Source organism: Corynebacterium sp. HMSC076C10 (assembly GCF_001812455.1).
GTDB classification, from domain to species: domain Bacteria; phylum Actinomycetota; class Actinomycetes; order Mycobacteriales; family Mycobacteriaceae; genus Corynebacterium; species Corynebacterium jeikeium_D.
In genome coordinates this window covers 1-10,978 of record NZ_KV809083.1, presented here as the reverse complement: position 1 = coordinate 10,978, position 10,978 = coordinate 1, and the positions used below count along the sequence as shown (strand labels likewise).

The 10,978-nt window shown below is 59.8% G+C and carries 6 protein-coding genes; 3 read left to right on the top strand and 3 right to left on the bottom strand.

The genetic code is table 11. The annotated features are described in order from the left end of the window. Positions 1–251 precede the first annotated feature (251 nt). Together HMPREF2857_RS00030 and HMPREF2857_RS00025 are read left to right on the top strand one after the other, a co-directional pair. Positions 252–1,274, top strand: a complete 1,023-nt coding sequence (locus tag HMPREF2857_RS00030; RefSeq protein WP_246819554.1) for a DMT family transporter — start codon at positions 252–254, stop codon at positions 1,272–1,274. 156 nt (positions 1,275–1,430) lie between these two features. Then, on the top strand, positions 1,431–2,474 hold the full coding sequence (locus tag HMPREF2857_RS00025) for a class C sortase (protein ID WP_070642006.1): 1,044 nt from the start codon (positions 1,431–1,433) through the stop codon (positions 2,472–2,474). Positions 2,475–2,480: 6 nt separating this feature from the next. Here HMPREF2857_RS00025 and HMPREF2857_RS00020 read toward each other — a convergent pair whose 3' ends face one another. After that, positions 2,481–4,778: a YhgE/Pip domain-containing protein gene (locus HMPREF2857_RS00020; RefSeq protein WP_070603620.1), complete on the bottom strand. Its 2,298-nt coding sequence runs from the start codon at positions 4,776–4,778 to the stop codon at positions 2,481–2,483. Further along, positions 4,778–7,411 carry a YhgE/Pip domain-containing protein gene (locus HMPREF2857_RS00015; RefSeq protein WP_070642003.1) on the bottom strand — a complete coding sequence of 878 codons (2,634 nt, stop codon included), beginning with the start codon at positions 7,409–7,411 and terminating at the stop codon, positions 4,778–4,780. Before HMPREF2857_RS00015 ends, HMPREF2857_RS00020 begins: the two co-directional genes overlap by 1 nt. A 266-nt stretch (positions 7,412–7,677) precedes the next feature. Between HMPREF2857_RS00015 and leuA the strand changes: the two genes are divergently transcribed. Further along, positions 7,678–9,495: a 2-isopropylmalate synthase gene (leuA, locus tag HMPREF2857_RS00010; protein ID WP_070642000.1), complete on the top strand. Its 1,818-nt coding sequence runs from the start codon at positions 7,678–7,680 to the stop codon at positions 9,493–9,495. A 118-nt stretch (positions 9,496–9,613) separates the two neighbouring features. Here leuA and HMPREF2857_RS00005 read toward each other — a convergent pair whose 3' ends face one another. Next, the gene (locus HMPREF2857_RS00005; protein ID WP_049193462.1) at positions 9,614–10,654 is read right to left on the bottom strand and encodes a hypothetical protein; all 1,041 of its coding nucleotides are present in this window, start codon (positions 10,652–10,654) and stop codon (positions 9,614–9,616) included. Positions 10,655–10,978: the final 324 nt, after the last annotated feature.

The window sequence follows — 10,978 nt, the reverse complement described above, 5'->3', positions numbered from 1 at the left end:
CATGATGCAATGACCGCCTGACCCTACCGGCCATAAAATGCCTCGAAACTGACATAAACCTAGTCAGTAACTCTCGGTACTGTGCCAGGAACTCCGGGTTCAGCCAGCTCCACTCCGGGCTCCCCGGCCCGAGCTCAGTCAGCTTCTTGGCCGAACCAGCTAATTCCCGAGGCGCTGCGGGCACCAACCACTGCCCCGCTCAACCCCTGCGAAGTGGACATGACAAGTGTTGCGTGCCTAGCATCTCCTACGTGAACAATGACCTTCTCGCCGCGATACTGGCACTGCTGTCCGCACTCAGCATCGCGTGGGGAACCGTCATCCGCCACAACCTCTCCGGAACACTGGAAGAGGGCACCAGCACACTTCGCGGAGTGGCGAAGACCCTGAAGCTGCCGCGCTGGTGGCTGGGCTCGGGTCTGGCAATTGCCGGGTATGTATTTCAAGTCGCGGCGTTGGCATTTGGCACGTTGCTCCTGGTGCAGCCGTTGTTGGTCATGAAGCTGATGCTCACGCTCCCGCTGGCGGCGAAGGTCAATGGTCGGCGTATTTCGCGGTCAGAGATGATCTGGTCCGTGGCGCTTACTTTTGCGGTGGCGACGCTGGTGTTGCTCGGCAAGCCGACTGCCGGCTCCACCGATATCCCCACCTACCTGTGGGGTTGGGCTCTCGCCGTCGGTGGCGTGGTCACCTGCGGGCTTTATGCCGCTGCAGTTCAGTGGCCCAACACCGGCACCGGCGCCGGTGGCGGCTCAGACACCAAACAGCGCGGAGTGCTGCGCCAGAACCCGAAAGCCCTGCTGCTCGGCACGGCAACCGGCTGGCTGTACGGCTTCGTCGCGCTGCTGTCTAAGTCGGTGGTCGATACTTATGTCAATGACGGACTCGTCCAACTCCTGCTCTCCTGGGAACTCTGGTTGCTGGTAGCACTGGCGGTTATTGGCGTCGGCCTGCAGCAGGCGGCTTTTAACGCGGGACCGTTGCAGGCTTCGCTACCAGCTATGACCGTCGTGGAGCCGATCGTTGCCTTCAGCTTGGGATACATCGTTCTTGGTGAGCGCTTCCAGGCGGTTGGTGTGCAGTGGGTGGCGCTGTTCATCGCACTGGTGACCATGATTTCTGCCACTATTGCCCTGGCGGCTCGGCCGGCAGAGGCCACCTCCACAAGCGCCACAAGCGCCCCAAGCATCGCAAACACCGCAGACACCGCAGACACCGACACCACAAGCACCGCAAACACCACCACAGATTCCACCGATGCCACAGCACGGTGAGTAGAGTTCAGCTCTCCCGGGTTGCATGACCTAAATTGGTATGTGCACTTATTAAGTCGTTAGCGATTTGTCGGCCTGGCTATCCCTGCCCGGGAACTGTCCCTGGTGAGAAAGACCCGTGGCCGCTATGCACAAGGTCACCAAAGGTAGGACTCGATGGGGCGTCATTCCCATTCCAAGCGGGCAACTTCCAAGCGGGCACCCAAACCGACATCTAAGCGGAAGTCCGAACGCGCAAACAACACCAACGCCAGCGCTGCAACCAACACCAAAGCAAAGCCCCAAAAGGGCAAGAAGCTCAACTCGAACACCATCATCGCCCTGCTGTTGATCATTGGCGGTTTGGGCGTGCTGCTGTACCCGGTTGTCGCAACGCAGTGGAACAACTTCCTGCAGGCCCGCGCCGCAGATGAGTACTCCAAGCTGGAGAAATCCGCTCCTCCTGAGGTCTTGGACACCGCCTGGAACGAGGCCCATGAGTACAACGCCAGCCTCGGCGAGGTCAATCCGGGCGATGCCTGGACCACCTCTGATGACGAGTCTTCCCCGGAGTACCAGCGCTACCGCCACTACCTCGACGTGCTTGGCGAGACCGACGCGCTCGGCCGCATCGTCATCCCGTCCATCAACTCTGACCTGCCCATTTTCCATGGCACGTCGGAAAAGTCGCTCTCGCGCGGTGTCGGTCACCTCTACGGCACCGACTTCCCGGTCGGCGGCGTGGGCGAGGGCGAAGGTCGTCACGCGTCGCTGTCCGCGCATACGGGTCTGCAGAATGCGACGCTGTGGGACAACCTCGACAAGGTCAAGAAGGGCGACGCGTTCTACATCGCAGTCGCGGGTCACAAGTTGAAGTATGAGGTCCACGACGTAGCCGTCGTAAAGCCGGATGAAACCGATGCTTTACGACGCGTCCCCGGAGAAGACCTGATCACCCTGATTACGTGCACGCCTTACGGCATTAACACGCACCGCCTGCTGGTGACGGGGCATCAGGTGCCGATGGATCCTGACGAGGAGTCCGTGTTCGACGGCAGCGGTTCGCAGTGGCAGTGGTGGATGTGGGCCATCCTGGCAGCAGCGGCGGTGATCATTGCGCTGCTGATTTGGTGGCTGCGGAAGCTCTCGCGCGACGGCAAGGGCGAGCCGGCGGCCGAGCGCGAGAGCGACGAGACAGAGAATGACGAGGCGGAGGATTAGGCCCCCTTACGAAGTCGCCATCACCTTCGTCTCCTCGATTGCGTTCTTGATCTCGTTGATTCCCTTTTCAAAGATGCGCTGAAGGCCCAGCGCCAGAATCAGCGACGGGATGATGAACAGCGCCAACATGAACATCAGCTTCCAGTAGTCTGCCTCATAGATACCGGCGATGGAGCTGCGGAACATATCGATCGCGTAGGTACCCGGCAGCCAAGGGCTAATGTTCTGGACCCACTGTGGCACCAGCGGCAGCGGATACGCGCCACCTGCGGCCGAGACCTGCATCACCAGCAACAGCACGCAGATGGCCTTGCCGGCGTTGTCGAAGGTGAAGACGAACGAGAAGACGATCATCATAAACACCAGCGAAATCACCCAGCCGGCCAGCAGCATCAGGAATCGGTGCGCGGGCTCGATGCCCACGTACACCTGGAGTCCCAACACCATCAGTGTGGACTGAACCAGGCCCACGCTGGCGAAGGTGGCGAACCGGCCGAAGTATTTCTCGACGCGGGTGTAGTCATCGGCCTGCGCAGCGTTGATTTGTGCGTCACTGGTCGGCTCGTCGATTTCATCGCTGGCTGCATCGCCCTGCGCATCATCGACTGCATCGCTGACCACATTCTCGGCCTCATCATCGCCGACCTTCTGTCCGTCGCGGCTACGGACCGTGGTGCGGATCAGCACCGACGACAGCAGCGCACCGATCCACAGCGCGAGGGTCGCATAGAACGGCGCCATACCCGCACCGAAGCTCTGGACTGGGAAGACGGGGTCTTCCTCGACCTGCACCGGCGCGGCCAACTGCGCTGCCAGGGCACTTGGGTCATCACCGACGGCCTCAGCAATTCGCGAGAGGTCACCGGTGTCCTTCGCCTCTTCCAGCGCGTTGTGAATCTCGTCGAAGCGAGCGGCCAGATCATCAAAACGGTTGCTCAGACCCATCGTGGCGGCGCTGGTCTTACGAAGCGTATCCACCGGCGAGCCGGAAATCGTACCGCGGATGCCGCGAATGTCCTCGCCAATGACCTCGATGTCGTTGCTCAGACGCGACACCGGCTCCGACAGTGCGTCGATCTGCGGGCGCAGGTTCTGCTCGTAGGAGTTTTTGGCATTTTCCACAGCGGCAATCGCAGCCGTGAAAGCGTCCTTCGCCTGGCTTATCGACGATCCCGTATCCCGGCCACCACGCAAATCCGCTGCCACGGCGGAGAAACTCTCCTGCAGCCCACGGGTGCGAGCAATCGAGGTGTTCAGATCGGAAATCGCGCGGTCATAGCCCGGCTTAGCGACACCCGGAACCACTGCCCCAACGGTGTCCTCCAGGCGGTCGCGCATCGCAGTCAGGCCATCGGCCTGCTGGCCGAATTTGGCCGCCATCGCGTCAAAGGTATCTGCGGTCGCGCCGCTGGTGGCCTGGGTGCCGTCGACAAGCTCGTTGACGCGGTCGCGCACGCCTTCGTAGCTCGACTGCGTTGCGTCGAGCGCCGTGCTAACCGAGTCGCGGACATTGCCGACCGCGGCTTCCAGATCGCCTGCGACGTTGCCGTCACCCGAACCATTGCGCAGAATGTCCATCCGCGCACCAGCGTTTTCCAAAATGGAATCCGCGGTCTCCACCAGCGGCACGGTGGTCTCCACCAGCGTGGACAGCGAACGAGCAGTCTGCGCACCGGAGCGCAGCCGCGCGGCGGTGTCATCAACGCGGTTTTGCACGCGCGTCAGTGCCTGCTTGGAGTCGGAGGTGTTTAGATACTCATCCAGCGAGGTGATCACGCCCAGCCCAACACTGGCGACGACCTGCGTGAAGTTCTTGTCAATCTCCTGAATAACGCCACTCGCGCCCTTACTCGTAATGATTGACGAAAGCGCGTTCTTCTTCTCATTCGTATAGAGCGTCAGCTTTGGCGCCTTGGTGCCCCGGACGTAGAAGGTCATCAGTTCAGTACTGAAGTTCTCCGGAAGCACGATTGCCGCGTAGTAGTCACCGGACTTAGTGCCGTCGATGGCGTCCTCAGAATCCGTAATCTGCCAGTCAATTTCGTGGTTACGGCTCAGCTTCGACAGCACCTCATTGCCCAAGTTGACGTCAATCGCACCGATATCCGTGCGATGACCACGGTCATTACTGGCGACCGCAATCTTCAGCTTTTCGGTGTTCTCAAACGGCTCCCAGCTGGCCAGCACATTAAAGCAGGTGAACAGCAGCGGAATCAGCACCAGACCGAAAACCATGATGCCGGTCATCGTGTTCTGGCGGATCACCCGAAAGTCATTCCGCACAATTTCAAGAACGTTTCTCATTAGGCTTCACCTTCTGGGGAAGTCTTCACGCTTGCCGACGACACCTTCGCCTGTGGCTCAAACGAATCACCAGCATTTTCCAGCGAGTACGCATGCGGATGGGAAGTTTGGTGCTCCATGTAGGCGCGCAGCTCCTCCTCCGACATCTCGCTGAGCTCCTGGGCGTGAATCACAGACTGCTTGACGTACTCGCGCACCGCGATGTAGGCGAGGCAGAGCAGCACAAACAGGCAAGCCAGACCGAAGAACAGGGCCTTCTGATCCGGGTAGTTACGGGCCAAAATACCCAGCACCACCAGGGCGGCCACGGCGATGCCAATGGCCATGCGCATGAACAGCGTGTAGCTGCCACGCAGATTCTCCATCCGCTCGTCGACTCGCGATTGGTACTCCTCGCGGTTACGCAGCGCAAAGACGAGGTCACTGAGCTTGTATCCGCTACCGACCAGGTGGACTTCTTCGTTGTTGACCAGTCCGCCCTCTTCAAGCTGGTGGTTAACCAAGACATTGACCGAGGACAGGCTGCGGCGCAGCCAGTAACCGACCACGTAGGCGACCACTGCCATGGCCATCAAGGTGAGCATGTTCTTCAGGTAGTAATTCGAGTAGAAACCACCAATGGTCTCGCGGAGAGCATCAATGCCGTAGGTCAACGGCAAGAACGGATTCAGCGCCTGGAAGAAGTCCGGGGTCATCTCAATTGGATAGAGACCGGCGGCGCCAGGAATCTGAATAAACGCGAGCACTACGGCAATACCACGTCCCACGTGGCCAAACGCCGCCACCAAACTGTAAATAATGGCGAGATAACACAACTCCACCACGACACAGGTGAGGACGAACGCAACCGCGCTGACATGCTGCACACCAATGACGATGTCACCGATAGAGACAATCAGCGCCTGGAAAGTAGCGATGATGCCCAGCAGCAATGTGCGGCCCATGTACGCCTGGCCCACCGTGATTTCCTTGAAACCTTCCGCGTCGACTTCCACGCGGAAAATCACAATCAGAATGAACGCACCAATCCACAACGACAGGTTGGTAAACAGCGCCGCCATACCCGAGCCGTAGTGATCCACCGGGAACACGGCCTCAGTCTGGATCTCGGCCGGATCGCTCAGGAACTGCGAAATTCCCTCGGGGTCGAGGTCATTGACCATGTTCATGGCTTCGCGCTCTTCGGTGGTACCCAGGGTAAGAACATCGAGACGCGCGGTTTCCAGGCCATCGCGTACGCCATCAAGGTCAGCCTTGAAGCTCTCGAGGACCTGAGTCGCAGCGGAAAGCTGCCCACTCGTAGCGTCGAGAAGCGCGGACGTTTCCCGGACGGTGTCCTTTTGCGCGCCAAGCGCCGCCGCGTACGAACCCACGCGCGCGTTGAGCTGATTAAGGGCCCTGCTCAACTGCGGGAGTGCGTCCTTGGACGCCTGGCGGATCTGATCCGAGGCAGCCTTGCCGTCCTTAGTGGCCTGCGCCAACGCCTCGCTGGTGGCGTTGAGGGAGTCGAGAGTTCCCTGCGCCGAGCCGGAGACATTCTTCAGGCCCTCCACCAGCTCTTTATTGGTGGCGTTGCTCTCGTCGAGCGCATCGATTGTGCGCTGGATTGCCTGTTTATCCGGGCCGTTGAGCGGGCTGGCATCCAGCAGCGAGTTCAGCCCACCAATGACCTGATCCGCCTGGTTGACGATGTCCTCCGCCGCAGCCGTCGCGGAATCCGAACGGGAAATTGCGCCCTGCAGATTGCCGGTCATCGCGCCAATCGCGGCATTGGCGTTACCGGTGCCCTCTACCAGGGCGGTACTGCCCTGTAGGTAGGCGTCGTTGAGATCCGCGGAGAAATTCAGGACCTCGTTGTTGAGCTCACCAGTAATCGCCTGCACCTGCGTCAACGCATCCTGGGCATCGTCGAGGGCCGTATCTACGCTGCCAAGAGTCTTCTTGATCTGCGCAATCGTCGGCTGCAGATCGCCAATCTGCTCCTGGATAGCACCGACTTCATCGCGGCTATTGGCAACCGCATCAGCGACATCCTGGAAAGCGTCAGCGGAATTGAGACGAGCCGCATCGAACCGGCCCTGCAGCAGGCCGCCAGCTTCCTTAACCTCCTCGGTGACCGCCTTCGCAATCTCCTTATTAAAGGAAGCGGAAATCTGACCATCAATACCGGACGCGCCCTGCGCCGTGATGTGCGGCGAGATCGCGTTGATCTTCTGGTTAGCGCGGTAAGTCAGTTTTGCTGGATGCCCCTGCCCTTGAATCAGGTCAACCATTTCCTGCGAGAAATTCGGCGGAATGGTGATTTCGGCATAGACCTTGCCGCGCTTTAGGTCTCGGTCTGCCTTCTCTGCATCGGGGAACTGCCAGCCCAGTTCATGATTTTGTTTTAGTTGTTTGACCACCTGGTTACCGATATTGAGGCTTCCGGTAACCGAGGAACTCGCGCCCTTGTCCTCATTCACAATTGCCACGCCAATGTTCTCGGTGTGCTCGTACGGATCCCAGAAGCCTGGGATGTTGAACCAGGAGTACAAGGCAGGGGTAATCATCACGCCGATGACGATTACCCACACTCTTGGGCTATTGCGGAGACGGCGCAAGTCTCGCTTAAGAATAGACCAGCTAGTTTGCACCTTAAGGACGCTATCATCTTTACCCCGCTAAATACATTGGTACTAGTTTTAGAACTATCGATGGGTGGGGTGGATGGCTGAGCATATTTCCCCCACTAAAACCCCCGAATGATGAAATTCATATAACCATCGGGGTAAGGTACATCACATGCAACGCGGACTACTGCTTCTATGCCGCGGCGGGGCTTGGGTTTAAGGCCGGCTCCCCGTCGCGGGGTAAGTTGTGCCGGCCTAAAAGAAAAGTCCGAATTAGAAAGGCCCACAACATGTCTCCTTCCGACGCTTTTATTTCTGCTCCTTCTGTAATCTCCACTCCTGCTGGCGAGATTCCGGAAGGACAGCCTGCTTGGAATAAGCAGCGCAACTCCCAGATGGCAACCAACCGCTACCTGCCTTACGACCAGGAAGTTCAGGACTTCCAGCTGAAGGACCGCACCTGGCCGGACAAGCGCATTACTAAGGCACCGGTGTGGTGTGCCGTCGACCTGCGCGATGGCAACCAGGCGCTGATTGATCCGATGAGCCCGGAGCGCAAGCGCCGCATGTTCGAGCTGCTGGTCCAGATGGGATACAAGGAAATTGAGGTCGGATTCCCGTCCGCTTCCCAGACCGACTACAACTTCGTGCGCGAGATTATTGAGAAGAACATGATCCCGGACGATGTCACCATCCAGGTCCTGGTTCAGGCTCGCGAGCACCTGATTCGCCGCACCTTCGAGGCATGTGCCGGCGCCAAGAACGTCATCGTTCACTTCTACAACTCCACCTCGATTCTGCAGCGCGATGTTGTGTTCCGTAAGGACAAGGACGCAATCAAGAAGATTGCCACCGACGCCGCGGAGCTGATTAAGACCATCGCGAAGGACTACCCGGACACCAACTGGCGCTGGGAGTACTCGCCGGAGTCCTACACCGGCACCGAGGTTGAGTACGCCAAGGAAGTCGTCGACGCCGTGGTGGATGTCATCGACCCGACGCCGGACAACCCGATCATCATCAACCTGCCGTCGACCGTGGAGATGATCACTCCGAACGTCTACGCAGACTCCATCGAGTGGATGCACCGCAACCTCAACCGCCGCGACTCCATCATTCTGTCGCTGCACCCGCACAACGACCGCGGCACCGGCATCGCCACCGCTGAGCTGGGCTACATGGCCGGCGCGGACCGCATCGAGGGCTGCCTCTTCGGCAACGGCGAGCGCACCGGTAACGTCTGCCTGGTCACCCTGGGCCTGAACATGCTGACCCAGGGCGTCGACCCACAGATTGATTTCTCCGACATCGACCTGATTCGCCGCACCGTCGAGTACTGCAACCAGCTACGCGTTCCGGAGCGCCACCCGTACGGCGGCGACCTGGTCTTCACCGCTTTCTCCGGTTCCCACCAGGACGCCGTGAACAAGGGCCTCGACGCAATGGCAGACAAGGTCCGCCCGGGCGCTGCCGTCAAGGAGCTTTCCGACGAGGACCTGCGCGCGGTGACCTGGGAAGTTCCTTACCTGCCCATCGACCCGAAGGACGTCGGTCGTTCTTACGAGGCCGTTATTCGCGTGAACTCCCAGTCCGGCAAGGGCGGCGTGGCCTACATCATGAAGACGGACCACGGCATGAACCTGCCGCGCTCCATGCAGGTCGAGTTCTCCTCCGTCGTGCAGGCAGTCACCGACGCCGAGGGCGGCGAGGTCAACTCCAAGGCGATTTGGGACATCTTCGCAGGTGAGTACCTGGACCGCGAGGCTCCGCTCGAGCAGATTGCTCTGACTGTCGATGCCCCTCAGAACGAGTCGGACGCCACCAAGATCAAGGCTCACATCGTCTACGAGGGCAAGGAGCAGACCGTTGAGGGTGTCGGCAACGGCCCGCTGGCCGCTTACGCCAACGCCCTGGAGAAGCTCGGCATCAACGTCGAGGTCCAGGAATACGTCCAGCACGCTCGCACCGCAGGTGACGACGCCGAGGCTGCGGCCTACGTCCTCGCAGATGTCAACGGCACCAAGGTCTGGGGCTCCGGCATCGCTGGTTCCATCACCTACGCGTCGCTGAAGGCAGTCACCAGCGCGGTTAACCGCGCACTGGCTTAAACTCCACATAGTTACTGACTAGGTTTATGACACTTTCGTGGCAAAATTTGTGCTCAAAGTGTCATATACCTAGTCACTTTCTTTTTGGGGCAAACTATCCAGCGGCCCCTCGGCCCAACTACCCAATCAACGGGCCAGCATTGCGCACATCCGCACGGAAAGTCACCCCACCTGCGGCTACCACGCGTTCGCGCTCGATGAGAATTGAACGGAGCGTCGATAAGCGAACTGCGTGCAATTCCACCTCTTTCCACACCACCCGCGCGACATCCAGCCCCGTTGCGCGCAGCGAACGCTCGCGGTAAGTCTCCCGCGTGAGGAGCTCGGACTGAGCCGCGGGCGTCGGCGCGACCTCGCTTGCCGAATACTTGATGTGGCCATCGAACTCCACGACAAGCAGCAGGTCAGGGATATAAAAATCCACGCGGGCGAGAAAGTGCGGCGGATCGTGGCTGGTGCCGCGAGTCCAGATTTCGGCTTGCTCGTGGAACTTCAGTCCGAGCTCGAGAAGAGCGGCTTTAGTCAGCGCCTCACCGGCCGTTTCGCAGCGACCATGACAGACCGCGAGCGCACGGTGAAACAGCTCTTGACCCCGCACGCTGGGATAATGCACCGGGAGCTCCTCAAGCTGATCGCGCGTGGCGCCATGCCGCAGCGCACCTTCGACAGCCAACACCGCCGCCCGCCACGACACGGACTCCGGCCCCTTCTGCCTGAACCGGACGCGACACTCATCGAAGGCCGCACGCGCGAGCACCGCGACCCGCCGGTCCGCGAGCCCCTGCGTGTGATCCAGATGGATCTCCGAGCGCAGGCGCATGCAATAGTCGATGCCGTGGAACTCCTGACTCCCGCCCACGACCACAATCTTCGCATCGCGCACCAGCACCCACGAACCGTGCAAGGCCAGCGCTGCAGCTCCCGAAATAACGCCTGACGACGTCTCGGAGACCACCGCCAAAGCAGTAATAGCCAGGCGTTTCTCGCGGTGGAGCCCCTCCCAGGCGTGCGCGACTACATAGTGACCTCGGCAAAGCCGCTCCAGATAACCAGCTCGCGCTTGCCTTGCGACCTCGCGGTATCCATTCCCCGGCTGGTCATCCGGCCTAATGATTCCAAACTGGTCCGCCACCAGTTGCTTGCGTTTCTTGTTGACCATTTCTCCCCCGCCCCGTGGTTGTTGTCCTGTGGCTGTTGCCCCGTGGTAGTTATTTCGTCCTTATTTTTGTGGCGCTGTTTTGTGGCCCCTATTTAATAAGGCGCGGAAATTGCCCTCGCGGTTCCATTCCTTTTCGGCTGAGCACCCAGTCGGGGGAAAAACTATTGGGGCTTGCGTGGTTTTTGTAGTTTGCGTGGTTTACGGGACCCGTGTGACCGGATCCCCCGGTCCTTCTGAGCTTGAGGCCGAGCTAGTGCCCAAGTTACTGACTAGGTTTATGACACTTTCGTGGGGTAGGGTCAGGCGGTCATTGCATCATGGATA

What these genes read in the sequence shown, in the direction of transcription:
- HMPREF2857_RS00020 (WP_070603620.1), bottom strand. Translation starts at nt 4,778, where the DNA reads ATGAGAAACGTTCTTGAAATTGTGCGGAATGACTTTCGGGTGATCCGC.
- HMPREF2857_RS00025 (WP_070642006.1), top strand. Translation starts at nt 1,431, where the DNA reads ATGGGGCGTCATTCCCATTCCAAGCGGGCAACTTCCAAGCGGGCACCC.
- HMPREF2857_RS00005 (WP_049193462.1), bottom strand. Translation starts at nt 10,654, where the DNA reads ATGGTCAACAAGAAACGCAAGCAACTGGTGGCGGACCAGTTTGGAATC.
- leuA (WP_070642000.1), top strand. Translation starts at nt 7,678, where the DNA reads ATGTCTCCTTCCGACGCTTTTATTTCTGCTCCTTCTGTAATCTCCACT.